This is a genomic window from Anaeromassilibacillus sp. An200, from assembly GCF_002160025.1.
Taxonomy (GTDB): Bacteria; Bacillota; Clostridia; order Oscillospirales; family Acutalibacteraceae; genus Caccousia; species Caccousia stercoris.
On sequence record NZ_NFJU01000010.1, the window covers coordinates 54,365 to 80,668 of the forward strand.

The 26,304-nt window shown below is 57.6% G+C and carries 24 protein-coding genes and 1 riboswitch; of the genes, 6 read left to right on the forward strand and 18 right to left on the reverse strand.

Annotation, left to right across the window (positions count from 1 at the left end; translation table 11 throughout):
* Positions 1 to 7: 7 nt before the first annotated feature.
* The 3 genes from B5F35_RS06930 to B5F35_RS06940 form a co-directional block, all read right to left on the reverse strand.
* Positions 8 to 862: a hypothetical protein gene (locus tag B5F35_RS06930; protein ID WP_087239387.1), complete on the reverse strand. Its 855-nt coding sequence runs from the start codon at positions 860 to 862 to the stop codon at positions 8 to 10.
* 33 nt (positions 863 to 895) lie between these two features.
* Positions 896 to 2,701 (reverse strand): hypothetical protein, encoded by a 1,806-nt coding sequence (locus tag B5F35_RS06935; protein ID WP_087239389.1) that lies wholly within the window; start codon positions 2,699 to 2,701, stop codon positions 896 to 898.
* A gap of 212 nt (positions 2,702 to 2,913) precedes the next feature.
* The gene (locus B5F35_RS06940; RefSeq protein ID WP_087239391.1) at positions 2,914 to 3,906 is read right to left on the reverse strand and encodes a sensor histidine kinase; all 993 of its coding nucleotides are present in this window, start codon (positions 3,904 to 3,906) and stop codon (positions 2,914 to 2,916) included.
* A gap of 239 nt (positions 3,907 to 4,145) precedes the next feature.
* Here B5F35_RS06940 and B5F35_RS06945 point away from each other — a divergent pair, with 239 nt between their 5' ends.
* Entirely contained in the window at positions 4,146 to 4,865 is a 720-nt protein-coding gene (locus B5F35_RS06945) for a response regulator transcription factor (RefSeq protein ID WP_162611358.1), read from the forward strand.
* Positions 4,862 to 7,186, forward strand: coding sequence for an ATP-binding protein (locus B5F35_RS06950; protein ID WP_087239395.1), 2,325 nt, complete (start codon positions 4,862 to 4,864; stop codon positions 7,184 to 7,186). The genes B5F35_RS06945 and B5F35_RS06950 overlap by 4 nt, the downstream gene beginning before the upstream one ends.
* A gap of 86 nt (positions 7,187 to 7,272) precedes the next feature.
* On the opposite strand, the gene B5F35_RS06955 is transcribed toward B5F35_RS06950, so the two are convergent.
* From B5F35_RS06955 to B5F35_RS06965, 3 genes are read right to left on the reverse strand one after another with little or no spacing between them, the layout of a single operon-like run.
* Positions 7,273 to 7,785 (reverse strand): GNAT family N-acetyltransferase, encoded by a 513-nt coding sequence (locus B5F35_RS06955; protein ID WP_087239397.1) that lies wholly within the window; start codon positions 7,783 to 7,785, stop codon positions 7,273 to 7,275.
* Complete coding sequence (locus B5F35_RS06960) at positions 7,782 to 8,582, reverse strand: class I SAM-dependent methyltransferase (RefSeq protein WP_087239399.1); 801 nt, start codon at positions 8,580 to 8,582, stop codon at positions 7,782 to 7,784. Before B5F35_RS06960 ends, B5F35_RS06955 begins: the two co-directional genes overlap by 4 nt.
* A gap of 23 nt (positions 8,583 to 8,605) precedes the next feature.
* Complete coding sequence (locus B5F35_RS06965; protein ID WP_087239401.1) at positions 8,606 to 8,848, reverse strand: hypothetical protein; 243 nt, start codon at positions 8,846 to 8,848, stop codon at positions 8,606 to 8,608.
* Positions 8,849 to 8,953: 105 nt separating this feature from the next.
* A riboswitch (Fluoride riboswitch) is annotated at positions 8,954 to 9,026 on the forward strand.
* Between the two features lie 49 nt (positions 9,027 to 9,075).
* Here B5F35_RS06965 and B5F35_RS19590 point away from each other — a divergent pair.
* Positions 9,076 to 9,561, forward strand: coding sequence for a cation:proton antiporter domain-containing protein (locus B5F35_RS19590; protein WP_442856434.1), 486 nt, complete (start codon positions 9,076 to 9,078; stop codon positions 9,559 to 9,561).
* Positions 9,513 to 10,298: a cation:proton antiporter domain-containing protein gene (locus tag B5F35_RS19595; protein WP_442856435.1), complete on the forward strand. Its 786-nt coding sequence runs from the start codon at positions 9,513 to 9,515 to the stop codon at positions 10,296 to 10,298. Before B5F35_RS19590 ends, B5F35_RS19595 begins: the two co-directional genes overlap by 49 nt.
* On the opposite strand, the gene B5F35_RS06975 is transcribed toward B5F35_RS19595, so the two are convergent.
* Positions 10,286 to 11,740 carry a sulfatase family protein gene (locus B5F35_RS06975; protein WP_087239403.1) on the reverse strand — a complete coding sequence of 485 codons (1,455 nt, stop codon included), beginning with the start codon at positions 11,738 to 11,740 and terminating at the stop codon, positions 10,286 to 10,288. The genes B5F35_RS19595 and B5F35_RS06975 overlap by 13 nt on opposite strands.
* 139 nt (positions 11,741 to 11,879) lie before the next feature.
* On the opposite strand from B5F35_RS06975, the gene B5F35_RS06980 reads away from it, so the two are divergent.
* Positions 11,880 to 12,842, forward strand: a complete 963-nt coding sequence (locus tag B5F35_RS06980; protein ID WP_162611359.1) for an AraC family transcriptional regulator — start codon at positions 11,880 to 11,882, stop codon at positions 12,840 to 12,842.
* Positions 12,843 to 12,853: 11 nt separating this feature from the next.
* On the opposite strand, the gene B5F35_RS06985 is transcribed toward B5F35_RS06980, so the two are convergent.
* The 3 genes from B5F35_RS06985 to B5F35_RS06995 form a co-directional block, all read right to left on the reverse strand.
* Positions 12,854 to 13,552 (reverse strand): LrgB family protein, encoded by a 699-nt coding sequence (locus B5F35_RS06985; RefSeq protein WP_442856436.1) that lies wholly within the window; start codon positions 13,550 to 13,552, stop codon positions 12,854 to 12,856.
* Positions 13,542 to 13,916: a CidA/LrgA family protein gene (locus B5F35_RS06990; RefSeq protein WP_087239408.1), complete on the reverse strand. Its 375-nt coding sequence runs from the start codon at positions 13,914 to 13,916 to the stop codon at positions 13,542 to 13,544. Before B5F35_RS06990 ends, B5F35_RS06985 begins: the two co-directional genes overlap by 11 nt.
* A gap of 210 nt (positions 13,917 to 14,126) precedes the next feature.
* The gene (locus B5F35_RS06995) at positions 14,127 to 15,377 is read right to left on the reverse strand and encodes a PepSY1/2 domain-containing protein (RefSeq protein WP_242969426.1); all 1,251 of its coding nucleotides are present in this window, start codon (positions 15,375 to 15,377) and stop codon (positions 14,127 to 14,129) included.
* A gap of 191 nt (positions 15,378 to 15,568) precedes the next feature.
* Here B5F35_RS06995 and B5F35_RS07000 point away from each other — a divergent pair, with 191 nt between their 5' ends.
* A complete protein-coding gene (locus B5F35_RS07000) occupies positions 15,569 to 16,273 on the forward strand; it encodes a gamma-glutamyl-gamma-aminobutyrate hydrolase family protein (RefSeq protein WP_087239412.1) in 705 nt (234 codons plus the stop codon).
* Positions 16,274 to 16,280: 7 nt separating this feature from the next.
* On the opposite strand, the gene B5F35_RS07005 is transcribed toward B5F35_RS07000, so the two are convergent.
* From B5F35_RS07005 to B5F35_RS07040, 8 genes are all read right to left on the reverse strand, one after another.
* Entirely contained in the window at positions 16,281 to 16,700 is a 420-nt protein-coding gene (locus B5F35_RS07005) for a hypothetical protein (RefSeq protein WP_087239414.1), read from the reverse strand.
* Positions 16,633 to 17,328, reverse strand: a complete 696-nt coding sequence (locus tag B5F35_RS07010; RefSeq protein WP_087239416.1) for a hypothetical protein — start codon at positions 17,326 to 17,328, stop codon at positions 16,633 to 16,635. The genes B5F35_RS07005 and B5F35_RS07010 overlap by 68 nt, the downstream gene beginning before the upstream one ends.
* The gene (locus tag B5F35_RS07015; RefSeq protein WP_162611360.1) at positions 17,325 to 20,597 is read right to left on the reverse strand and encodes a DUF5107 domain-containing protein; all 3,273 of its coding nucleotides are present in this window, start codon (positions 20,595 to 20,597) and stop codon (positions 17,325 to 17,327) included. Before B5F35_RS07015 ends, B5F35_RS07010 begins: the two co-directional genes overlap by 4 nt.
* A 97-nt stretch (positions 20,598 to 20,694) precedes the next feature.
* On the reverse strand, positions 20,695 to 21,579 hold the full coding sequence (locus B5F35_RS07020; protein WP_087239420.1) for a glycoside hydrolase family 43 protein: 885 nt from the start codon (positions 21,577 to 21,579) through the stop codon (positions 20,695 to 20,697).
* Positions 21,580 to 21,879: 300 nt separating this feature from the next.
* Positions 21,880 to 23,235: an ADP-ribosylglycohydrolase family protein gene (locus tag B5F35_RS07025; RefSeq protein ID WP_162611361.1), complete on the reverse strand. Its 1,356-nt coding sequence runs from the start codon at positions 23,233 to 23,235 to the stop codon at positions 21,880 to 21,882.
* A 212-nt stretch (positions 23,236 to 23,447) separates the two neighbouring features.
* The gene (locus B5F35_RS07030) at positions 23,448 to 24,302 is read right to left on the reverse strand and encodes a metal ABC transporter permease (protein WP_087239424.1); all 855 of its coding nucleotides are present in this window, start codon (positions 24,300 to 24,302) and stop codon (positions 23,448 to 23,450) included.
* Position 24,303: 1 nt separating this feature from the next.
* A complete protein-coding gene (locus tag B5F35_RS07035) occupies positions 24,304 to 25,110 on the reverse strand; it encodes a metal ABC transporter ATP-binding protein (RefSeq protein ID WP_087239426.1) in 807 nt (268 codons plus the stop codon).
* Positions 25,111 to 25,122: 12 nt separating this feature from the next.
* Positions 25,123 to 26,124: a metal ABC transporter substrate-binding protein gene (locus B5F35_RS07040; protein ID WP_206424027.1), complete on the reverse strand. Its 1,002-nt coding sequence runs from the start codon at positions 26,122 to 26,124 to the stop codon at positions 25,123 to 25,125.
* Positions 26,125 to 26,304: the final 180 nt, after the last annotated feature.

Consider the following 26,304-nt stretch of genomic DNA (forward strand, 5'->3'; position numbering starts at 1 on the left):
CCCCCTCTCATTTCATCGTCAAATTTTCTGTTCCAATCACTTCAAACGTATTCTGAAAAATACGAAGAAGCGGGAAATTACCAAAAATCAGTTGGCAAATCAAAATAATCAGCGCCAGAACAGCCGCTGTCACGCTGATCCGCAGAAGTATGCGGAAAAAGGTGTCCCGGTTCCGCTGCCAGAAGCCGTGAAGGCGTTCCCGGATCGGCTCCTTGTGCTCCGGCAGAGCGCTGATGCGGATATCCCGGTACAGCTCCGGCAGGTTTTCATACGCGCCGCGCTCGGATTTCTTCCGCAGCAGTTCAAAGCTTTTAAGCTGACGGCGGGAATGTTTTTTCAGCAGCGACAGCAGAATCTGCACACAGCGATCCGTGCAGTCGGCCTCCCCCACCGATTCCTCCATCCGGCTCAGATCAAAGCTGTAGGTAAAATACACGCCGTCATCCTGAAGCAAATGCACGTTTTCCTTTTCCAGCGCCAGATACAAAAGCGGATACGGCAGCGGAACGGAAAGGCACTCCATCACCAGATTGACGCACACGCGCTCCCGCGACTGCGGCGTGACCAGCTGGCCCTGCGCGAACCGATCGAGGCGCCTGTCGGGCCGGTATGGAAACAGCAGGCAGAGAAGCTCGTTTTCCGTGAACATTTTCAGGAAGGGCTTTTCCTCCCCAGAGCTGCGCTCGGAATCCTGCAGCACCATCAGCAGCCGCTTGGCCGTCTCTCTGTCGTGCACCGCAAGCAGCAAGTAGCAGGCGCGTGCGGGGGAACGGAGATCCTGGCAGACCAGGACGTCGTTCACAGGCCCTCTGAGAATCTCCCGCACCGGCGAAAGAATCATGTCATCCGCATGGTAAACCAATCCGTCTCACCCCTTCCCCGCGGCTTTCTGCTCTCAGGAGGCATCGCTGTCGCTGTGCTCCTTTTTCTTGACAATCGCGTATGCATACGTACAGATCAGCGGCGAGTCGGCGCAGCTGATGCGGATCTCATACACACCCTCCCTGGCCGGAGCCGTGTAGACGCCGTCCGGTGTAATTTCGCCCGAATCCCGATCCGTGAGCTCATAGATCAGGCCGCAGGGCTCCATGTTGCGGAAGCGGACGCTGAAATAGCAGCTCTCGCGCGTACCGAGAAGCACAGTGGGCTGCACCGCGCTGATGCTCTTGTCGGAAATCTTCTGCAGCAGCGTATGATCGTCCTCCGAAGGAATCTTCACTGCGACCCAGCGCATCAGAAGCATCACATAGGAGGTATCCTTCTGGAGACGTGCCGCCGCCACAAAGCTGCCGCGATCGTTCATCACCTTCACTGCCGTCTGGGCGAGCGGAACAGGCGGATTTTCCTGTTCAAACAGGCTGGCATCGCCGTAGATGGTATTTTTTGCCGTGGTGGACAAGCGGGAATCCTCCACAAGATATTCAAAGCCGACCTGTACGTGCACATTGCCGGCGCCAAGCCCATGCATAATCTCACTGGAATAGAACGTCTCGCCCTTGCGCGCCCTGTCACCCAGCGGAATCTCACAGGTACCGGTAGCGTAAAGCGGGGCCTGATAGGACAAGCCCGCGGACATGCCCTCGGATCCATTCTGGGAAACAGGAGCCGCAGACACCGTGCTTTCAGAGGAAGCGAACCATTCCTCGTAGGAGCGGCGCGTTTCCTCACCGGAGGTGGTGTACAGGTATTTCTTTACGCCGCACTCCTCCACGCGATCGATAATGTAAGCGTTTTTCGTGAGCTGAAGGGTAATGTCCGCCAGCCGTATGTATTCCGGAAGTGTGGAAAAGCTTCTGCTCTCCAGGCTGACACGGCCTACCTCACGGGAAAGGATCTCCTCCACGGAATCGGAAGAAATGGACGCCTTGATCAGGAATGCGTCATGCGGTGTCCTTTCCTCCCCGTCAACCGTGATCCGCACGGCGTCGGTCTTAGCCAGCACCACCGCCTCGGCCGAAGGCTGCTGCGCGGTCAGCCAGCACGGGCAGTCAAACACCTCGTCCTGCTGCAGATCCAAATCGACGGCACGGATTCTCGCCTCATGGCCGCCGCCCGCCGCCAGAAACGCGGGCGCCTGAAGCACACAGTCAAGCGACAGCTTTTTCGCTGCCTCCGAAAGCTTGCGGACCCGCACCAGCACCCGCACGGCGCTGCCCGCGCTGGCCACGGCGGGCATCATCACGGTAACGGAGAAATCCGCGTCCTCATAAAGCGGCGACTGGAGCAGAAACTCCGACTCCTCCTCCAGACCGCCCTGCTGCTCCAGCTCCTGCGCGTCCGTCAGGAACAGCTCCCAGCCCTCGCGCAGGCGGTTGAGCTCATATTCTTCATCGCGCTCCATGCGGTTGACCGTGCACACGGGATGCACCGCTTCCTCGCGGTAGCGCAGGCACAGAGCCGCATGCTCGCTTGAGAGGGTCTCAAAGCCCTCGATCGCGGAAAGCTTGCGCACCACGGAATTCTCCACAACAATTTCACGTCCCAGCCCGTCGATGGCTGCGCCGGACTCAATCATCACCGAAAGATCGTCCAGGCTGTATACGCTCAGCCCACAAACAATTCCGGAACCAAACATCAGCTGGTTCAGGAAACGGCGCTTGTTGTTAAAATAAGCCTGCTCGGCCTGAAAATCAGCCGAAGTCAAGAGCTTGCCGACATAATAACGGTTTCGTTCAAACGGCAGCAGTTGACGGTTTTCCATGCCATACACCTCACACCAGATATTTTTACGCGCGGTTTCCGCACTCCGATTTCTGTTCTGCGTCTATCATATCACACATTTCTCTCATTTTTTCTAAAGATTTTCTAAAATGCGCCCCTTTTTCCTTGCTTCAGGCCATTTCTAAAACTTTTCTAAAGAATTTTTGCCTCAGGCCCGCTCTCCCTCCCCGCTGTGCTATACTTTTTTGTGTATCACTCCGCCGGACTGTCCCCGGCAGGCGCGGAGGAGTCCTCCTGCTGGGAAAGCGGAAGCAGCATCAGAATGGTCATCCCGTTTCCCGGGCTGCTGCGCGCGGTCACGCTCCCATGGTGCGCAATCGCGGTGACGTAGACGAGGTAAAGGCCCATCCCGTTTCCCTGCACACTGTTGGAGCCGCGGTAATTCAGCTCAAAGATATGCTCCGCCTCCTCGCGGTCCATGCCCGCTCCGCTGTCCTTGAATACAATCAGCACCTGGTTGTCCACCACGGACACCGTCACCATGATCTTTCCGGCTGTGTTCATGTATTTGAGGCTGTTTTCCAAAATATTGTAAAAGGAACGTGTCAGGCGCGTGCGATCCCCCTCAAACGGCAGCTTGCGGCATCCGGAGGACAGCTCAATCCGGATCCCCAGCTTCTGCGCGGCGTCCTGCATGTCGGCAATCACCTTCTGCAAGAGATCCACCAGATCAAAATGCTCCCACAAGCCGATGTTGAAATCCGCCTGAAGCCGCGCCTCGGTGAGAAGCTGCCCGAGCGCGTTGTTCATATACTCCGTCCGCTCCCGGATTTTGCTCAGATACTCATGCCGGACGTTCTCATCCTGGATCAGGCCGCTCTCAAGCAAATCGGCGTACCCCTGGATGACCGAGATCGGAATCCGCAGGCTGTGGGAGACTTTGCTGTAAAAGGCTGCCAGCTTTTCCTTTGTTTTTTTCTGATATTCCTCCGCTTCCTCGCGGATACGCCCGCTGGCCGCTTCCCCCTGAAGCCGCGCCTCCTGCACACGCTGCTCGACCGCGCTCAGCCTGCTTTCCTGCTGTCTGTCCGATCGCATGCGCAGTGCGATATCCCCCACCGCAAAAGCGGCGGCGATGAGTATTAAGGCCGCACGGCCTTCATAGGAAAGAGACGGAATCAGCGCAGCGGCAGCGGCTGCTGCAAACGCCGCCGCTTCCAGAAGAGGAAATCTGATTTTCTTCATTCTCTTCCGTTCCCCTTTTCCTGACCTTTTTCGGTTTCTTTCCTGACTATTATACCGTTTCTTCACTTGTTTGGCAAAACATTTTTCCCGTTCTTTCCCCTTATATCTGAATTTAGAGCTGTGTTTGTTTGACACCAAAATACCGGCATGCTACAATTTAATCCAATACGTCCCGGCGAAATTTTCGGCCTGCACCGGAAAATCCTGCCGGCCTGTGGATCAGAAAGGAAATGAAGGCTGTGAACCATATCTTACTTGTTGAGGATGACTGTGATCTTGCTCATATCACAGAGGTTTTTCTGACACACGCAGGCTACACCGTTGACGTTGCTTCCACCTGCGCGCAGGCTGTTTCCCTGCTGAACCAGACCACCTATCAGCTCGTCCTGCTGGATTCCCTCCTTCCGGATGGAAAGGGAAACTCTCTCTGCCCGCTGATCCGGGAAAAGGATGGCCTGTGTCCCATCATTTTTCTGAGCTGCCTTGACGACAGCGAGAGCATCATCTCCGCGCTGGATCACGGCGGGGATGATTATATGGTGAAGCCCTTCAAGCACGTGGAGCTGCTTGCGCGGATCCAGGCAAACCTGCGCAAGCGCGAAGCGTATGAGGCTCACCACAAACAGCAGGAAAAAAATCACCTGTTTGAATTCAGCACTTTTACGGTGGACACCGATCTCCGGGAAGTGCGCCGGGACGGAACAGTCGTGCCGCTTTCCACCATTGAATACGATTTACTGCTCTACCTGGTCCGGCATCCCGACACCCTGCTTCTGTACGACGAGTTATATGAAAACGTCTGGAATTCAAGCAGTCTGGGGGACACGCGGACCGTGATGGTCCACATTTCGAGCCTGCGGAAAAAGATCGGGGCGGACCGCACCGGCGTGATCCGCACCGTACGGGGCGCCGGCTATGTCTTTCACGACATGCAGAACACGGAAGGAGAATCCCTATGAACCTGACCGCCGTTTTTTCGCCCGAAACCAAGGAACTGCCGTTTCAAAGCTACAGTGAATACACCGATTATCTGTTCTCCTGCGTGGACTTGCAGCTTTCCAGCTATATCCACAGCCTGATGAGCCTTTTTGCGCGGGAGGACGGAAGCTTCCGCAACATCCTGTATCCCGACATTGACACGGCGTACAGCCTCTGTGAAAAGCACCTTTCCGACTTTGCGGGCCGCGCCGCCTCCGTTTCAGAAACCAGCGCCGAAAAGGAAGAGGAGCCGGAGGAGCTCGGGGAAGCCGACAGCGAACTGATGGATCTGTTCGCCAGCTTTGCCCAGGGCGATTCGGAGGAGGATCGTGAGGAGGACAATGAGGAGGACGCCGAACAGCCGAATGTGCAGGAAATGCTGGCGTATGTGCGAAGCCGCGCGGCACACACCGATCCGGCTGTCACACCGCTTCCGCTCCACGCGCTGTGCGAAAAACTGGAGATGGACGAATTCACCACCTTCTGCTTCGCCTGCGCGATCCTCTCGTCCACACAGACAAACTATGCAACCATCTTCCAGATTATCAATCAGAATGGCTCCACCTCCACGCCGACGGTGGAATCGGCCGCGCGCGTCTATTTCGGCCCCTCCTTCTCGATGACGTCCGCCTATGGGGAAATGTCGCTGGCGCTTGAGACGCTGCGCCCGGTTATCGATCTGCACATCGACAACGCCATGCCGTTTTCCACGCCGATCTCCCCCGACAAACGGCTGATCGACTTCCTGTTCGGCATGCATCCTGAGCGGATTGACGAAACGTATGACCGTTTCTTTTCCCTGCTCACGGACCAGGGCGAGCTGGATCCCTTCATCGCCAACCGCGAGGTGCTCGACGCGCTCAACATTTCTTATGACGACGGAACGCGCCTGTTCTCCCTCTACGGCGACGAGGGCGCGGGGCGCAAATTCACCATCCGCCATTTCTGCGCCGATCATGGGCTTTCCTGCGTCTCCATCAATGGCAGCAAGCTGTTCGCCTACGACTTCTCCTTTGTGGAAAAGGCGCTCTGGGGCGTGTGCCGCGAGTGCATCCTGCTCGACGCATGCTGCTGTCTCGACAACCTCGAATACCACGAGGAAGAAAAGGAAAAATTCTTCGGCTACATGGATCTCGCGTTTGAAAAGCTGGGCAAGCACCGGATCACCGCCTTCACGGTAAGCTTTGACAAGCTGCCCCTGCGCGAGATGACGAAAATCGAGTTTACCCAGCTGGAAATCCCCACACCGAGCAACCAGGAGCGCGAAAACGTGTGGCGCCATTACGCGAAGGATTATGTCCTGTGCAACGACGTGGACCTGCAGGAAATGGCCACAAAATTCCTCTTTACCCCCGGCAAGATCAAAAACGCCCTGCGGCAGGCCAAGGCTCTGTCCGCGATGGCCAAATACATCAACATTGTGCGCTCATGCCTGTTTCAGGCGTGCTACAACCAGATGAGCCACGAGCTGACCAAAAAGGCCACCAAGATCAAGGCCACCTACACCTGGGACGACATTGTGATGTCGAAGGACCAGCGCGAGGCGCTCGAGCACGCCTGCGATCAGATGCGCTACCGCAAGCAGGTGTACGAACAGTGGGATTACAACCGCAAATATCCCTATGGACGCGGCCTTTCCGTTTTGCTGTTCGGCGCGCCCGGCACCGGTAAATCCATGTGCGCACAGGTGCTTGCGAACGCGCTGAATCTGGAGCTCTACCGCGTCGATCTCTCGAAGGTCATCGACAAATACGTGGGCGAAACGGAAAAGAGCATTTCCATGATTTTCCGCGAGGCCAAAAAGTGCAACGTTGTGCTGTTCTTCGACGAATGCGATACCCTCTTTGCCAAGCGCAGCGACGACGGCGGCAGCAACCAGGCCAGCAACAACAACAAGACCGCCCTGCTTTTGCAGGAGGTCGAGGCATATGACGGTGTTTCCGTCCTGGCCACCAACTACAAGCACAACATTGACCCGGCGTTCTTCCGCCGCATGAAATTCATCGTTGAGTTCCAGTTCCCGGATCCGGAAACGCGCTACATCCTCTGGAAAACGACGATCCCCAAGGGAACCCCGCTGGCCGACGATGTGGATCTGCGGTTCCTTGCGGATCGCTTCGAGTTCGTGGGCGGCAACATTAAAAACTGCATTCTGAATGCCGCCTTTCTCGCCGCCTCCGACGGCGACGGCAAGCAGGTGCACATGCGCCATTATTTGCAGGCCATCCGGTACGAATTCGTCAAGACCGGCAAGGTGTTCACACGCTCGGACTTTGAGCCGTACGCCGACGAAGTCCTGTAAACGTTCCCAACAGATAAAAATGGCCCCGCGGGCTGCCGGAAAGGCATCCGCGGGGCCGTTTTCAATTTGCAATCAAATTTGCGCTATCAGGCAAGACAGCTGTTAAAGTCTTCCGGGACCAACTCATAATCAATCGAAGACTGCGGCTGGCCAAGCTGATCCTTCCAGGCGTCCACGTTAGTCCGCACCTTGCGGAACCCAAGGGACTCATAAACATGCTGTGCTCTTGTGTTTTTTACATTGGTATCGAGGATGATTTTGGAGTAGCCGTTTTCGAACAGCCATCCGATCAGCATGCTCAAAAGCTTCCTGCCGGCGCCGCGGTTCTGGCAATCGGTTTCGCAGATCTTGATGCCAATTTCCGCCACGCCATCTTCCGTCTGACGATAGTTGCACTCCCCGATCAGGCGATCATTTTCCTCTATCACCAGGGAGCCGCCGCCGAGTCCCCGGATGACTTCCTCCTCGGTGATTCCCAGGCCATTGGGAAAACCGGCATGCGCCATCACGGCGCCATCGTTCCACCAGGCGGCAAGCTGTTTGGCGTCGGCAGCCACGGCTTGCCGGATGGTTAAATTTTCATATTGAATTTTGGTCATTTCTTTTCTCCTACAAACAGTAAATGGTTTGTCATACCAAGCAATTCCGGTTTTTCGCAGAGATAGAAATGATACCGGAGGTACTGCGCATAGTCCTCATCGTTCATTTCATTGATCCTTGCCGCCATGAGCTCGCTCGCCCCGTCGGACGCGACCTCATGAAGCACGGTCACTCCACCGTCCGCCAGCAGCTTTCTTGCATCCTCCACCGTGTGGAATACAAATGGAAAATCGTTGAGCTTGAACGTTTCCTTGTCGTAATCACCATTTGAAAAATAATGAGCATTGTATTCCAGTTCGGTGAGAAAAACAAGGTCGTTGGCAATAAAGGCAAAGAAAATCTTGCCGTCGTCTTTGCAGACGCGTTTTGCTTCGCGGATGCATCTCTGTTTGTCCGAATTTTGTTTCAGATGATACAACGGACCAAACAGAAGCACGATATCAAAGGACTTGTCCGCATAACGGGAAAGATCCAGCGCATTGCCCTGCACAAGGTCGATCCTGTCTTCGGGCGTGAGTTTTTTTCGGAACGCGGCAATATTGGCGTCGGCCAGTTCCAGTGCCGACACATCATATCCCTTGCGGGCAAAGTAAAAGCTGTATTCACCCGCTCCCGCGCCGATATCCAGGATTCTGTCGCCCTCTTTCAGGTAACGCTCTATATAGCGAACGGTGGTCAGAAATTCCACCCGCGCGGCTTTGGAATGATTCAGCCTGCTGTTCTCGTTGAAGATATCGTACGTTCTGTTGACACGTTCGCTTTCATTCTCTATTTTGGCAAGCTGTTCAAAGTCCATACCGGAATTCCTCCCATTGGTTTTTATTGGTTCTTACTTGTGTGAAATACGGCGGACCGTTCAAAGACGGACGGTGCGGTATTGATCCCGCCGAAGCGGCGCTCCAGTCCCTCGTCGAACACGCTTTTGGCCGTATTGAGCGGTTGATGAAGCGGCAGCTCCATCGGGATTTCCACTTCATCCGGGTTTTCCGGTGGAAGACGGCGGTTTCGCTCCTCCCGCTGCTTCTTCTTGACATCCATCATTCGATCCAGATTACGCTTCATCTTCATTCCTCCTCTGCGGTTTGCTGTGTCCCCATTATAAAAGAGAACGGTGCAAAAAGCAACCTCCCCCTTGACAACACAAAAAAACGGACTATCATGAAGGGCAGAATAACGGGGAATGAAGATCTCCCCCGGGAAACCGGAACCGCCGTATCAGGCTGATGACTTCTGTGCTGTGCCGCAGAAGTTGTCAGCCTTTTTTGCTGTCCAAAAAAGGAGGAACCGCCATGCTCACCTCGCTCGCGCTCGTTTTTCTGGCCGGACTGGCCGCCGCCGCTCTCTGTCAGATCCTGCACATTCCCCGGATCCTCGGGATGCTGGCCATGGGGATTGTACTCGGCCCTTACGCACTCAATCTGCTCGATCCGTCGATCCTCTCCATCTCCGCCGACCTGCGTGAGATGGCTCTGATCATCATCCTGCTCAAGGCCGGCCTTTCCCTCAACCTCTCCGATCTCAAGCGGGTGGGCCGTCCTGCTGTGCTGATGGCCTTTGTCCCCGCATCGTGCGAAATCCTCGCCTGCATCCTGTTTGCCCCCGCCCTGCTCGGTCTTTCGCGGATCGAAGCGGCGGTGCTGGGCGCGGTGCTCGGGGCCGTCTCCCCCGCGATTGTGGTTCCCAGAATGGTGCAGCTGATGGAAAGCGGCTACGGGATGAAAAAAGCGTGCCCCAGCTCATTCTGGCCGGGGCATCGTGCGATGATGTCTATGTGATTGTGCTGTTTACCACCTTTGCCTCCATGGCGCAGGGCGGGCAGGCCAGCCCCACGGCTCTCCTTGAAATCCCGGTATCCGTCGTGCTGGGGATCGCTCTTGGCGCGGGAGTGGGCCTGCTGCTCGGATGGTTCTTCGAGAGAGCATTTGCCCATCGCCGCACCGTGCGCAACAGCACGAAGGTCATCGTGATTCTGGGGCTTTCCTTCCTCTTTCTTGCCATTGAAAACGTCCTCAAGGGCTTTGTGCCTGTCTCCGGACTTCTGGCCGTGGTCAGCATGGCCTGTGTGCTCAAGCGCCGGAGCACGGCCTTTGTCTCCCGAAGGCTTTCGGAAAAATTCGGCAAGCTGTGGATCGCGGCGGAGCTGATCCTGTTCGTCCTGGTGGGGGCGGCGGTCGATATCCGCTACACCATGCAGGCGGGAGCCGCCGCTGTGGGCATGATCCTTCTCTCCCTTCTGTTCCGCTGTGCGGGCGTGGCGCTGTGCACGCTACACACCTCCCTCACCGGAAAGGAGAGGCTGTTCTGCGCCATTGCCTATCTCCCCAAGGCCACCGTGCAGGCGGCCATCGGTTCCGTGCCTCTGGCTATGGGCCTGCCGTGCGGGCAGATCGTCCTGTCCGCCGCCGTGCTGGCGATCCTTCTCACCGCCCCGCTGGGCGCGTTCGGGATCGACCTAACCTGCCGCCGCCTGCTGACAAAGGACGGAAAGGCTTCCTCCGATCAGTGCGCGTAATCCCGGGCGCGCAGCTGCTCCGCGGCTTCATGCCGCCCCGTGCTTTCAAGGCGTTTGAGGTACGCATCCAGCCAGCCGACGGTATGATACGGGCCGCCCTCCTGCCACACGGTCCACAGAGGATCCACCTGGCTGTCGGAGCGGAGCATCTGATCGTCATGCCAGTCCAGAATGATCTTGGCTCCCTGCGCACAGATGGCGGGATACTGCTCCTTGACATCGTGCTGTTCATGGGGATCCGCGGAAAGATGGAACAGCATCTCACGGGGGAACAGGTGGAAGCCGTCATGATAGGTGCGCATGTAAAGCCATTCCCCGAAACGCGCCGATCTCTGGCATACATGTGCCATCTGGGACAAAACCAAGCTGTCCCGTCCGCACTCCCGGCCTGTCCGAAGCGTTTCGGCATAACTCTGCCCGTCCCAGTTATCGCAGGCCTGCACACCAAGCAGCTCCGCCACCGTTGGAAGCAGATCCAGGCTGTAATGGAAGCCGTTTTCCGACACTCCCTTTACACCGCCGGGCCATTTGAGAATCATCGGAATGTGGCAGGTTGGCTCATCGGCCGTGCCGTGCTCCTCATAAATGCCGAGCTCTCCCATATTCTCGCCGTGATCCGCCGTCACAAGAATAGCGGTATCCTCATACAGACCATGCTCCCGCAGCCAATCAAACAATTGACCCACCAGCCCGTCCACATAACGGATGCCGCAGTCATAGCCGTCAAACACGCGCCGCAGCTCGCTGTATTCCGTGATCTTTCCGGGTGCGCGGGGAAACCGGGGATCCTCCGTGTCGCTATACATGCTCAGCTCATTCAGGCCGTGCGGACAGGAAAGACGGCGGTGCTGCTCAAATACCTCCGGGGTAATCCAGGACGGAATGGGTTCCTCCGCAAATGGATTGCCGAACGATTCCGGCGCGCGGTACGGCGTGTGCGGATCCCAGAAGTGAACGTGCAGGAACCAGTTGTCCCGCTCTCCGCAGCGTTCCAGCCAGTCGAGCGCGATGGGAAGAACCTCCTCACCGGATTCCAGACCGCATTTTCCCACATTGTAGCACTCATGAAATCCCGCGTTGAACCACCAGGAGGAATGACGCTCGGGAAAGGAGCTGACGGAAACGGTGTGCATGCCCGCGCGGCGGAAGATGTTATGGAAATTGTTGTGATCCACGATGTCGCTGAAGCCCCTGTCCCGTCCGGTCAGACGGCGGTCCGCCGCCGTGCCGCCGTGGCCCACCGCACCGTTGCGGATGCCGAACATGCCGCTGACGAGAGCCGCGCGCGAAGGCAGGCAGGGCGCGTCGGAGCAGTAGTACCGGTCAAACCGCACACCGTCGGCGCAGACCCGGTCAATATTCGGCGTGGTCGCACGGGGATAGCCGTAGCAGCTCATATGATCCGGGCGAAGGGTATCCAGATCCAGCATCAGTATTCTCATAGCAAAACCATCTCCTCCATGATATAATACAAGGCAAAAGCGTTCTGTCTGTATCATACACCAGCGCGGTGCGCCGGGAAAGAAAGATTTGCTTCTGTTTTTAGCACAATTTTAACCTTTGGGGAGAAGAGGGAACATGATGTCGGAGAACAGGACCGAAGCGGAGCGGGAATTCGGCTCCTATGAGGAAATCGGCATGCCGGACCATCTGGTTCCGGTTAAAATCGTGCCGCGCAGGATGGATCTCCACAGCGTGGGGTGCAGCTTCCACTGGCATGAGGCGCTGGAGTTTTACTGCGTGGAGCAGGGCGGCGTTCTTCTCCTTTGCGGCGGGCGCAGAGAGTGGATCCGCGCGGGGGAAACCGGGTTTGTAAACTGGTGCCGCCCGCACCGGGGGATGGCTTTCCTCGCGGACACACGGTATCACATTGTGCAGATTGGCCCGGAGCTGTTTTCCGGGGAAACGCTCCTTCTGCCCGGACAGGAAGAACCCTGCGGTTATCTTTCCCTGCTGCTCTCCTTCGGCGAACGCGCCCCCGTCCTCCTTCCCACGTTCCCGGATCTCGCCGCCTCGCTCCGGGAGCTGATCCGGCTTTATTACGAGCCCGGACCGGCGGTGCGGCTGGAGGAAAAAGCCGCCGTTCTGCACACGCTGGCCGCTCTGGCCAAGCTTCTGATTGCCTCCCCCGGACGCGGGGAATCCCCGCAGGGAAGCGGCGATCGCGTTTCCCTGGAACATGTCCGAAGCCTGCTTCTGTTTCTCTCTGAAAACTACGCCGACCTGGAGCGCGTCTCGCTTCCCGCACTGAGCCGCCGTTTCGGCCTGTCCACCCCCTATCTGTGCCGGATTTTCCGGCGCTGCACCGGGATGAGCATCGTGTCACACTTACAGGAACTGCGCTGCACGCGCGCCGCCGCCTTCATCCTGAGCGGCACCCCCCTGCGGGAAGCAGCAGAAAGGGCAGGCTTCCAGGATTACAACTATTTTTCCCGCGTTTTCCGCCAACGCATGGGCATCTCCCCTCTGGCATTAAAAAAGCCGCCTGAAACAGGCGGCTCTGAAAAAGCACGGGGGCGTGGGAACGTGGTGCGCCAGCGCTGAAAGACCAGGCTTCAAAGCTTCAAAAACAACGAAAGGATCACCGTGAGGATCCCCGAAATGGAGAGGGAGATTCCGCTCATGGCGCCCTCAACCTCCCCGAGTTCAAGCGCCTTGGAGGTGCCGACGGCGTGGCTGGCGGCGCCCAGCCCCACGCCTGCGGCGATTGGATTTTTGATCCGGAAGATCTTGAGAAGCAGCGGAGCGGCCACCGCTCCCAGAATCCCGGTAATCACCACCATCGCGACGGTGATGGGGACGATTCCGCCCGCCTGCTCGGAAATCTCCATGGCAATCGGCGTGGTCACGGACTTCGGCATCAGGGAGGCTGTGAGGGCCTTGTCCAACCCGAACAGACGGCACATCAGCCAAACGCTGCCCATTGAGGTCACACAGCCCGCCAGGCATCCGAGCAGAATCGGCAGAAAGTTCTTTTTCAGCAGATCCAGCTGACGGTAAATCGACAGGGCCAGCGCCGCCGTGGCGGGCCCGAGGAACATGGAAACAAAGTCTCCGCCCTCCTGGAAATTCGCCAAGGGGATCCCAAAGACCTCGAGCACCACAATGGTCAGCCCGATGGCGATCAGAAGCGAATTGACGATCGGGGAACGCAGCTTCTTATTGAGAAACACGCCCGCCGCAAAGGTGACGATGCACAGCGCCACCCCGAACATCGGGGAGCTGGTCAGTTCCATCAGAAGCTCATGATTCATGATGCCCGTCCCCCTTTCTGTTCTGAAGCCACAGCACGAGCCGCACCGTGCCGGAAGCGGCGCCGAAGGTCAGCACCGTGGACACCACGCAGATCACCGCGAGAGGCAGCAGATTCTGCAAAAGCAGGGGAAACTGCTCCAAAATCCCCACTCCCGCCGGAATGAAAAAGAACGCCATATTCCCCAGCAGAAAATCCGACTTTTTCTCAATGTGCTCCGGCTTGATCAGCTTGAAAAGCAGACACAGGAACAGCAGCAGCATCGCGATGATGCTTCCCGGAATGGGGATGGGAAGCAGCGCGGAAAGCAGATCCCCGGCCAGACAGATCAGGAAAAAGATACCGATTTGCACAATGATATTCATAGGTCAGACCACCTTACCATGACAGAGATTTGACGTCCCGCGCTCCATTCCCGGCAGCGGGATATTTCAGAATTTTGTCAGGATAGGCAAAAAACGCAGAACGACTTTTATCATCATAGCAACTCCCACCCCTGCGGTCAATCGGAAAACAGAAAAAATTTTCCCTGCAAAGAAAAAGCCCCGCTGCCCGAAAGGCAAGCGGGGCGCTCCTCAGCGCGTCAAAATGCCGTTGTCCGTCCGCAGGAGAATCAGGATCTGCTCCTCATAGCCGGTGTCGGCGTTGATATAGACCAGCACCTGCTCGCCGTTTTCCCCTTCGCACAGGAATTCATACGTCAGCACCTCGTTGAGCCCTGCCGTGGGGATGAGGGCCGGACGTCCCTCGTCCGGGGTCAGGGCGGGACTGACGCTTTCCCGCGCCTGATCCGCTGTCAGCTTTTGGGTATTCAGCTCTCTGTTGTCCTGATGGTTCATCAAAAATCCCGAAGCGTCATATTCCACAATCGAGCCGTCGTCCAGAGCAACAGACACCTTGATCAAGTCGGGATAGCAGAGAACACCGTCCTGCTCATACGCATAGTTGATGGTACACACCCCGTCGCTGAGCGCGTAATAGCTTTCACGCATATTCTCAATCCCCCGGCCCTCCAGGAATTCAGCGGCGGCCTGCTTGGCCTCCTCCTCCGACAGGACGCTTTCCCCTATCTCGCGCGAGTCAATCAGCGAAACAACGTATCCGCCGAGACGCGATACGGTGATGCGCTGCGTTTCCCCGGAGAAATTGTACGTTGCCAGATTTCCCCCTGTGTCGCCGTCGTGGCGCAGCTGATCCTGCCCGATCCCCAGAAAATCAGCCGCGTTCATCTGCGCGTTGCCCTGCGGGATCTCCTCCTTGCCTTCCAGGAAAACCGGCTGCTTCTGCGCAATGTGGTCGGAGAACGGACCGTCATAGATCAGGGTGGGATAATCCGTGAACTGGTCCGTGGTCTCTTTGAAATTGTCGCTGTTCCCGCTGCTGAAATCGGGATCCGCCGTGCGCAGGCTTTCCTGAAGCCGCGAGGCATAATCCCCCAGCTGGCGGAGCAACTCATATTCCTCCTGCGTGATCGTCCCGCCCGCTGAAATGCGCGCGGAAAGGCTCATGGCAAAATCTCCCGCCTGCGTGATAAAACGGCTTGCCTCAAAAAGCGATCCGTCCGAAACAGGGAGCACCGCCAGCGCCCCCTTCGCCATGCTTGCCTCGCGCATCACCCGGGCGGCCAGGCCGTTCTGCTGGGTGGGTGTGTTGGCATACAGGCTCTTTTCGAGCGTGACCTGCATGGAGGCTACACAGTCGTTCAGATCACCGAGCGCCCGATCGTAGGTGTATTGCAGATCCCGGCGCAGGCGCGCCGCCTCCACATATCCGCTGATCGTCGTGCCTGCCAGAACGAGAAACGCCGCCGCAAGAAATGTCATCATACGAATTCGATTCCTTCTCTTTCCTTTCATTGTGTCACATCCTCTGCGTGTTCTGCGGATAGTGTTGCCGGAAGCTGTCTCTTTTATCCTCATATCCTTTCGGGATATCATCATATAAAATAAAAAATGCCCGGCATGACTCTGCCGGGCAAAACTTTCGCTTTACAACTTTATAAGGAGATGAAACGTGCATGAAAAAACCTGTCATCGGATTAACTCCCAGCCTCGACAGCGACCACTATACCATGCAGACGCGCCTGCACTATCCAAAAGCCTTGGAAGCGGCGGGCGGAATCCCCCTGCTTCTGCCGCCGCTCTCCCCGGATACGGTACGGGAAGCTTCCCTCATCTGCGACGGCCTGCTGTTCACCGGCGGCGTGGACGTTCACCCCTCGTACTACGGGGAGGAAATGCTGGCCGCATGCGGCGAGGTGTGTCCGCAGCGGGATGAGATGGAGCTTTCTCTTCTGCGTCTGGCTTTGGAGCGGGATCTGCCTGTGCTGGGGATCTGCCGGGGGATTCAGCTGATCAATGTGGGACTGGGCGGGACGCTGTGGCAGGATCTGCCCTCGCAGACCGGTTCCACCCTCTGCCACAGCCAGCGCCCGCCGTATGAGATGACCGTCCACACGGTGCACGTGGAGGAATCATCCCCGCTTTTTTCCATGCTCGGGGTGCGCGAATATGCCGTCAACAGCACGCACCATCAGGCCGTGCGTGGCTGCGCCTCCTCGCTTCAAGCGGCGGCCCGCTCCTGTGACGGCATCATCGAAGCCGTCTGGAGGCCGCAAAGCCGGTTTCTGCTGGGGGTGCAGTGGCACCCGGAATTTCGCTTTGAGCAGGACAAGGGAGCAGCCGCCCTGTTTTCCGCCCTCGTGCGGGCGTGCGGGACATAAGCTTTGCTCAATCGTGATAATACTTCCGGAAGGCTTCCTTGACGGCATAGTAAGCCGGCTTCGGTTTGCAGTCCGTTGTCACGATGCCCCAGAAGCACTCCGCCGGACAATCCGGCTCCCCGCAGTGGTAGCAGTGATATGCATCACGCCAGCAGAAAATGAAGGAACCAAGGCAGTGGGGATTTTCCGCGAACAGCTTGAGTCCCCTGTCAAAATAGTCCGCCTGCACCTCGGGGGTATGCCCGCCCTTGACCTCATAAAACCACTTTCTGGCTACGCACACATCCGGGAAGGCCTCGGGGAATCCCGTCATATCGGGGCGTTCCAAAGCCAGCTCGCCGTCAGAGGAGTAGCCCCATTCATTGGCCAGCACGGGCAGGCCGTAGCGCTCGTAAAGGCCGTCGATCACGCCGGTCCAGCTGTCCACATCGCCGGGCTGCCAGGAGCCGAAATACTGGTCGACTCCCATATAAGAAGAAGCGGTGTCCCTCGCGGTATACCCGATCGGCAATGCGCAGGGCGTTCTCATTGTAGCACGAAATGTTGATCCCGCAGCGTGCGTTCGGGTTTGCGCGGAGGATCCCTTCCGCTGTTGCCCGGGCTGTATCCGCTACAATTTCGTCGGGATAATCATTTGAGAAAACCGGGATGTCGATCTCATTCATGCACTGCCAGTACATGCCCGCATCCTCGCCCAGATCCTCGCAGACGAAGCGCATGGTTTCCCGGATGTTCTCATAAAACTCTTCGGTCCCCTTCTTGCCGACAAAATCCGGAAAGCTTTCATGCCAGCAGGTCTTGCCCAGCGCTTCATCGTAAGTGAAGCCTCCCAAAGGCGGTGTGGCCGGCATGACCTGGAAGCCGCGCGCGTGCGTGCGGCGGATTTCTTCCCGGTCCCGCAGATATTGCTCACTGAGCGTGCCAAACATTTTATCCGTCCAGGGGAAGCTGACGTTCAGGCGAATCCATTCCACCCCGAGCTCACGCACCATGTCATATTCTTCCCCCGTGTTGTACGCATAGACAATCCCTTTGATTTTTTCCGATGCTTTCATGATAGAAACTCCTTCCCTTCTGCTTCGACAATCGAAATCCACGCGATCTCCGCGCCCCATTGTTTTGCCAGCTCTTTTTCCCGCTGGGCTTCGTCCGTCCTCGAAAGGCCGGTCAGCGCATAGAACAGGGCCGGATGCGCCTTGCGGTGGTTAGCAATGCGGACGCTGTGCTCTCCCGGAAGGTTTGAGACAAAGCCGCCGAAATATGGCAGGCGGTCCTCCTCCCGCAGGATCTTCCGCGCGCCCTCCAGCATCTCACGGTACAACAGAGCGGCTTCGCGGTTCCTGCCAAGACGGCGCAGCGCGCACCCGGTATAGAAATCGCTTTCGTCGAGCAGCCCTGTCCGGCATGCTGCCGCACGCTCATCCCACTCGCGCGCTTTTTCGTTCTCTCCCATCGCTTCCATCGCACGGGCCATGTAATAGCACACAGCCGCCTCGCGCGGGAATTCACTGCGTCCCTCATGATAATTTTCCGGATAGGTGAGCGCCGTCTCGTAGCAGGAAACCGCCTCGGCAAGCTTTCCCTGCGCGGCTGCTCTGCGCCCAAGCTGCACATACGCCAGCATATGTGCCCGGATCAAAATTCCTTCTCCGCCTTCATAGGGATGGAACGACCGCGCGGCAAGATACTCCGCCGTCTTTTCCGGATGTCCTGCCTCGTTGCACAGCACAAGCCGCTGATGGGCCAGATCCTCGCGCCGGTTCACCGTTTCCGGATACTGTTCCAGGAGCGCCAGCAGCTTCTCCGGCTCCTCGCCGCAGCGCTTGCGCACTGCCAGAAGCTCCAAAAGATACCGCCCGTCCTGCGGCTTGCCCGCATTCTCGGCCTGTTCCAGACGGAAAGCGCGCTCCATCTCGCATCTGGCGCCTGTCAAGTCGCCGTATTCATCCATCAGCGCAAGAGCCAGGCAGCGGTGCGCCTGATGCAGATCGCCTTCCTCCGCCGCCTGCTGCCACAGACGGATCCCTTCCTCGCGGGAATCCCTCCCATAGAACAGGCAGCCCAGCAGATAATCGCACCGCGCCTCCAAACCGCCGGCACGGCAGCATCTCAGCACCCGAACATCCCAGTCCGTGTACGGGAACACCCTGTCCAGAGACGACGCCTGCGCACACCGCAGGAATTCCCGCGTGTCCTGCTCCCTGTCCAGCTTTTGCGCCGCATACGCCTGATAGAGCAGAATCAGCAGCTCCGGCGGCGCGAAAGCGGCAAGCTTGAGCAGATCCTCCCACGCGCCGATTTCCGCATACTCGCTCAGAAGGGTCCGCCACGCGGCCTCCCGTTCTCCCAGAACAGCGCAAAGGCTCCGCAGCCGCTCCTCCTCGCCGGTCAGCAGCCAGCTTTCCGCCAGCAGGGAATAGGCCAGCGGATCCACGGACAGCATACGGGAGGAAATCAGCTCCGCGTTTTCCCTGCGGCCCAGCCTGCGGAAAACAAACGAAAGCAAGAAGGAGATTTGCGGGCTTTCCGCGTTGTTGGGGAAAGCTTCCTCCAGGCAGGAAAGGGCTTCCTTCCACTTTCCTTTCCGCAAAGCAGCCTTTGCCGCCTGCCGGAGCCCTGCCGCCTTGAAACCGGAATTCCACGCGGCCTTGCGGTAGCAGCGCACTGCCTCCTCCTCGTCCCCTATCTCTTCCAGAGCCCAGCCCAGATTGAAATACAGCTCGCCGTCACGCGGATTCGGATCGCGCAGAAGATGGCGCTGCACCGCCGTCCGGAAGAAGGAAAGCGCCTCCCGCGGCCTTCCCTGCTTCATGCGCAGCATCCCCATCGCGTTGGCGCAGCGGCTGTCTCCGGGATCCCGCCGCAGCCCTTCCAGATAATATGGCTCGGCACGCAGCGTTACATGGCGGTACTTTTCCAGATGCAGCCCCTCCAGATACAGCTCCTCCGGGCTTTCAATCTCCTCCGGCTTGCGGGCGGGCCTGCGCGGCTCCGGCTTTTCGCGATCGGCAAAGAAAGGCGGCCGCCAAGTGTATCCGATGATGGTTTCGCCTTCCCGATCCGTCAGCTGGATGGAAATATCCTTTTCCTCCACACCCTCCGGCACGGCAAGCGTCCGCACACAGGCCGTCCCGGGCGTCAGGGAAACCGTCTCTTCCAGCAGCACCTTTCCCTTCGCGACAATCCAAAGCCTCGCGCCCGGCTGTTCCGACGTCACATTCAGGCTGGCCCTCAGTTCCCCGTCCTGCAGGGAAAAGCCAACGGCCCCCTCCTTTTCCGCGTTCTTGAGATCGGGCATATCCGTGAGGGCATACCAGGTCTGTTCAAACACCTTGGTTTCATCCGGCGCAAGAAACGCGAAATCCGTCTGGTTGTCCGTATAGCAGCCCGTCATGATTTCCAGATACGCGCCATCCTCATCTGTGAGATTCTTATGCCAGGCATCGCCAAACGCCCGGCTTCCCCAGGTGAAGAATTTCTTGCCGACCGAAACATGATGATCCGCCACATGAACGGTGCCGCACTGCTGCCCGTGATCGTAGCCTCCCATAAAATTGTAATTGGAATTGAAGATGAAGAACGAAGCGGGGGACGGGATGTTCCGGAACCAGGTGATATCCTGACCGTCTCCAAACTCCGCGCGCGCGAATTCTCCCTTCACGACGGGGAATTCCGACACCGCATCCTTATTGTGATAGGTGATGTAGTCGATATCCGGCGGGAATTTGAGCTGATACGATTCGTTGGCCGCCACCGCCAGGTTGGCCCACCAGTGGAAGGTCTGTGTGGCGTTGGTGGGATTGTACAGGCGTGTGCGCACCGTAACATATGCCCTGTCCGGCCAGATGGTAACGCCTATCAGACATTTCATCCCAAACAGCGGCTCATATTCCCCCATCCACGCGGTTTCGGAGCCATCCTCCCCGCGCTCGATCCGGCAATCCACCGGCATATAGGTTGTGGGCCTGTGGTGCTGCGGCCAGTTGAACTCAATGCCTCCCGACACCCACGCACCGGCAAGGCCAATCAATGCCGGTTTAATCACATGGTTTTTGTACACAAAATGATAGTCCGCCCGCTTGTCGTAGCCTTCGTAGATTCTGCCGCCAAGCTCCGGCAGCACGACAATCCGCACATAATCATTTTCCAGACGCACGGAATCGTATTCCCGGTCGATCTTTTTCTCCAGAAATACATCGCGCATCGGAATGGGATAGACGTTCCCTCGCGTCCCCTGATGGTTTCTCACATCGTAGAAAATGGGAGACTTCTCCGCCTCCTCCATCTCATAGGTGGGAATGACAAGTTTCTCTCTGCTAATCATACAACTCCTCCTGCGGCGCCCCCGCGCCGCTCCACCTGTATCCATACCGGCCGAACCGTCATCTTTTCTGTCTGTATCCCTGCGTATTTTGGCGGTCTTATCCCTTTCTTTCTTCCGCTCCCCCCTCCTTGCCCGCTCTGGGATCCACCCGGAAGCAGGGTTCTTCCACACAGGGGGTGGGATAGGCATAATCCTTTGCCACTCCGCCCACAGCATGATACCAGTTTCCTGTCGCCTCATTCACAATATGAAGGCCGTCCAAGGATTCCTCCATCTCAAAAAGCAGGATCCGCTTATCCGCATGGCGGTTCGGGCAGTGCAGAGACATCATCAGCTCTCCTCCGAAGGTGCAAAACAGCATCGAATGTGCTCCGTCCAGCGCATACAGCGGCTGCGGATGCTGCACCCACGGCCCCTGAATTTCCCCGCTGAGCGAGCGGGCATATCCCGTGGTGTAGCCGCCTCCCGGCGAAAAGCTCGACCAGAGCATCAGCAGCACGCCGCTTTTCAGCCGGTACAGGAACGGGCCGTCCGTGACGTAGCCGCCTGATACCCCTCCCTTTGCCGTCCACGGCCCGTCGGAAGCGCGAAACAGGATCACCGGATCCCCGATCGCCCCGGAAAGCTCCTCATTGAGCGGGATCGCGCAGATCTGCCCGTCGTACACCTGAAGCCATTCATGGCAAAATACCATCCACGGCTTATCATGGCGATCGACGTACAGTGTCCCGTCCAGGCAATGCCAGCCCTTCGGCGTGACCGGCCCATCCCCCACGGGAAGAAACGGCCCTCTGGGGGAATCCGAAACCAGGCACTGGCAGCCCCGGTATCTTCCCCGCGCGCGGAAGGAGGAAATCAGATAATACCTCCCTTTCCACAGATGCAGCTCCGGCGCCCAGTAGTCCGAATCCGCGAAAATAAAGGGATCCGAGATGTGTACATCCCGAATATGATACGGATACCGGTTTTCCCTCTCTTTCATGGTTTTTCCTCCCTGTCTGTTGTGAGACGGTCCTTTTCCCGTCTGCCACAATTTTATGGCGCTCAGCCGGTTTCGTCAATCATTTTCCTTAAATTTTTTCTGTTTTTATTTTATTTTTTGTTTATCTCGAACGCCCTCATTATCGTACATTCTTCCGGCCCTTTCATCCTCATTTCAATCAAAAACATGCGCTTTTTCACGCAAAAACAGAAGAAAAAGGAGCAGGTGTTCTCCGGGCATAACAGTTCGAAAAACGCCTGCTCCTCCTTGTTCTTTCATGCGGTTCCCGGATCAAAAATCTCAGCTTTGACGGAAACGGCGCGCCAGCGTCTCAAAGCGTCCGCACACCTCTTCCAGGGAAAGATACTCCGGCATCTCCTTGAGATACCCATGCATCCTGCCGTGGAAGGGGCGGATCCAATGCTCCGGAATGTTTCCGATGCCAATCACCGCGCCCAAAATGCTTCCGGCGGTCGCCCCGGTGCAGTCGTTATCACCGCTCATGGCCACCGTTTCCCCGATGGTTTTTGTAAAATCACCGCCCCCGATTTTCAGTCCCATGACCACATGGATCGCGTTGGTCAGGGCGCTGCCGTTGAACATCCCGCGATACCGCGCCCATGTTTGGTCAAAGGCTTCCTGATAATCAGAAGGGGACTGCGCAAGCGCCCAGCGGATTCCTTCCGCGAACAGACTATCCTTTGGGATCTCGGTCAGGCCAATGCGCACCGCCTCCATGGGATCATCCACCGCGAAAGCCGCAGAAATCGCCGCCGCCATGAACATGGAGCCGTAAACGCCGTTGCGCCTGTGGTTGATGGAGGCATCGCGGTACGCCAGCGCGGCGGCTTTCTCCGGGTTTCCCGGGAACACATAACCATAGCTGTCCGCCCGCGTCCACGCCGCGATCCCCTGCAAATTCGGATTTCCCGCCACGCCCGCCTGCGGGAGCGGCACACCGGCCAAAAGATTTTTCAGAAGGCTTCTTTCTCCCCACCAGCAGCCCTTTTCTCCTCCGGCCACATAGTCACGCCCCAGCGGAAGATATTTTTTCCAGATTTCCGCCATCTGCTCCTGGGTAAAATCAGGGCCATACGCCTCCATGGTCAAAAGCCCCAGCAGGGTATACATGGTGTCGTCATCCGGCGGAACGGCGTCCATGCCCGCGCGCGTGAGATCCTTCTTTTTTCCTACTATATAATGGGGATCCTCCGGCCAGCGCACCTCGCTCCAATAATCCGTCAGCGGATACAAATCGCCAAAGCGCTCCGCCCAGCTTTTGGCGGCGGGAATCGGCTCAAACTCCAGCGCCGCTCCCAGCGTACAGCCCGCCATTCGCCCGTAAAACGCGCCGCGCAGCCGTTGCGCGTAATCCTCCGGCAGCCCGGTGAGAAGCTGCCTCGGCCCATCCGGACGCTGGGCGAGAATTTCCGGCAAATCGTCGGGCTCCTGCGGATCCCGCGCCGACAGCGCGAGCTGCTCAAACTTCTGCTTCACCTGTTTCAGCGCATCCTCCAGCTCCCGGCAATAGGATTCCCCCTCCTGTGTGCGGCCGTATTCCGCCGCAAGCCGCAGATAGCGCGAAATATCATCGATCTCCTCATGCCAAAATGCTTCCTGAAAGCGATCGGAATAGTGAACCTGCTCTATCTTCATACACATCTCCACCCTTTCTGCTCCGGTTTTGGGGCTTATCTGAAAAAACGCCATGCCGGAGGGCAAACAGCCCGCCTGCACAGCGCTTTTCTTTTCAGAACATTTCTTTCTCCCCGCGCTATCCGGATCCTATCATAGCAGATCGATGGAGCGGGATGAATGAAAAATGAAAAATCAGCAGGAAAATACTCTTTTTTGCCGTCAAAGGAATATCACGCGGCCCGCCGCCGCCCGCTCACCATGCCTGCAAGGAACGTGACGGCAAACACCACAGCGGCCACCAGCACGATCGTTCCCCCCGCCGCCGTGCCGAGATAGTACGACAGGATCAGTCCCGCCACACCGGAGAACATCGAAACGCCCACGCTCCACGCATGATAGGAGCGCATCGAGCGGGCCACGTTCCGCGCCGAAGCGGCGGGCAGCACCAGCAGGGAATTGATGATCAGCACACCGACCCACTTGATCGACACAGTGACAAGCACGGCAACCAGAATCACGAAGATTTTTTGCAGCGCACCCTCGCGGATATTTTTGCTCGCCGCCAAATCCCCGTTGATGCTCGACAGCAGGAAACGGTTGAAGAAAAGCCCCCACACCAGCAGCACGGCAAGCAGTACACAGCCCAGCAGCGCAATCTCCTCCGGCTGGACAGTGAGAATGTCCCCTATCAGGTAGCTGGAATACTTCGAAAAGCCCCCGCTGGCCGAAAGCAGCACCACGCCAAGCGCCAGCCCTGTGCTGGAAAACACGCCGATGATTGTATCGGCGGAGGAAACGCCCGAACCGATCACCGCCGAAATCCCCACGGCGAACAGCAGCGCGAAGCCGAGCATGGACAGAAGATAATTGTCCACCCCCATCAGCACACCGATCGCAATGCCGGTGAGCGCAGAGTGGCCGAGCGCGTCCGAAAAGAAGCTCATGCGGTTGTTGACGATCATCGTTCCCACCAGACCGAACAGCGGCGTAATGAGGAGAACCGCCACAAAGGCGTTTTTCATGAAGTTGAATTCCGTCCATTCAAACGGAAGAAGCGTGTCAATCACACTGTAAAGAAATTCCATCTCACCGTTCCTCCCCTTCCGGCGCGGGCAGGCCGAACGTTTCCCGCACTTCACGGGAAGCCATCACCTGCTCCACCTCTCCGCTGATTCGGATGGTCCGGTCCAGCAGCGCCGCGGATGTGGCATACTGCCTCACATGGGACAAATCATGGGAAACGAGAATCACCGGCATATGGTAGCGCACACGCAGCGAACAGACCAGCTCATAAAAAACCTCAATGCCCCGGCGATCCACGGCGGAGACAGGCTCGTCCAGCAGAAGAAGATCCGGCATCGGCTCCAGGGCAAAGGCCAGCAATACACGCTGAAGCTCACCGCCGGAGAGATTGCCGAGCTTTTTGTTCAGCAGCTCCGGCCCGGCTCCCGCCCGTTCCAGCATCTCCGCCGCACGGCGGCGTGCCGCCTTCTTCTGCCCCAGCCACACGGGAAAACGGGACAGGTTGGCGCAGAGCATATCCCCCACGGACATCGGAGACGAATGATCAAACAGCAGATTCTGGGGTACATAGCCAATTTTCGGTTTTTCCACCTGCTCGCCCTTATGGCTTGTAAAGTAGATTTCCCCCGTATAGGGGATCCGTCCGAGAAGGGCTTTGAGCAGTGTTGTCTTTCCCGCTCCATTTCGCCCGATCAGCGCCATAATTTCCCCGTGGCGCACATTCAGATTGACGTCATGCAGGATCACGCCGTCCTTCTTCTTTACCCCCAGCCCGCGGATCCGCACGCTGCACTGGCAGTCCACACAGTTGCAGCCCGCCTGCGCACAGCTGGAGCAGTCCGGGCAGGAATGCGGCTTTTCTTGCGTCATGCTGTTTCCTCCTCACGAAAGCGCTTGCACAAGCGTTTCCATATTTTGTTCCATCGCATTCAGATACGCGTCCTTATCGTCCGGGCCGGTCGTCACCGGATCCAGTGTCCAGACCCGGATTCCGCTCTCCGACGCGATAATATCGGCGGCGCTTTCCGGGTACTGCGGCTCAGCAAACACCGCTGCCACGCCCGCGTCCTCCACCAGCCGGATCGTCTCCGCCAGCTCCCGCGCGCTCGGCTGGCTGTCCGGCTCCCGGTTGACTACCTTCACCACGTTGAGATCAAATTCTTCGGCAAAGTACGGGAAGGCCTCATGGAAGGTTACAATATTCCGGTTGGGCAGCGGATCGATTGCCTCGTGCATCCGATCGCGCAGCTCCGAAAGCTTTTCCACATACGCTTCGGTATTGGCGCGGTACTGCTCCGCATGCGCCGGGTCTGCTTTTTGCAGGCCCTCGCTGAGATTCTCCACCTGCCCGATGCACTCGGAAATGCTGACCCAGATATGCGGGTTCACCTCCCCGTGATCGTGCCCATCGTCCTCGGTATGCTCGTGTCCATCCTCTTCATGGACGTGGGAGCCGTCCTCGCCGCTCTCAATGAGCCAAAGCCCCTCGCTGGTATCAACGATTGAAAGCTCCGGAAGCTGGCTTGTCACCTTGTCCAGAAAGCTCTCCATCCCCGCGCCGTTGACAACGAACACATCCGCCTGTTCCAGATTTTTCATGTCCTTGGTCTGGAGCTGGTAATCGTGCAGGCAGCCCGTTTGCTGTCCCGCCATATTTTCCACCTGAACGCCCTCAATCCCGTCTGTCACGTTCAAAGCCATAATATACATAGAATAGAAGGACGTCACCACGCGAAACGCTGGTTCCTCCTGTGTCCTCGCCCTGCCGCACCCGGAAAAAAGCGCCAGGCAAAGCGCCAGCAGGAGAGCGGCGGCGCGCCGTACTCTCATAGTTTCACTGCCTTTCTTGAAAGATTCCACATCGTAAATGCAAATGATTTGCATTTACGATTGTACTCCACCCATCGGGAGCTTGTCAAGCATTTCCGGCATCCCTGCGCATCCTATGCATAATTTCGACGCCCTTCTTTCAAAAAATATGGAAAAAGGCCGGATCCTTCTTGACTTTAGTAAGTTAAAGCACTATAATACTTCATATACTTTTCCCGAAGGGGATCGGAAGTT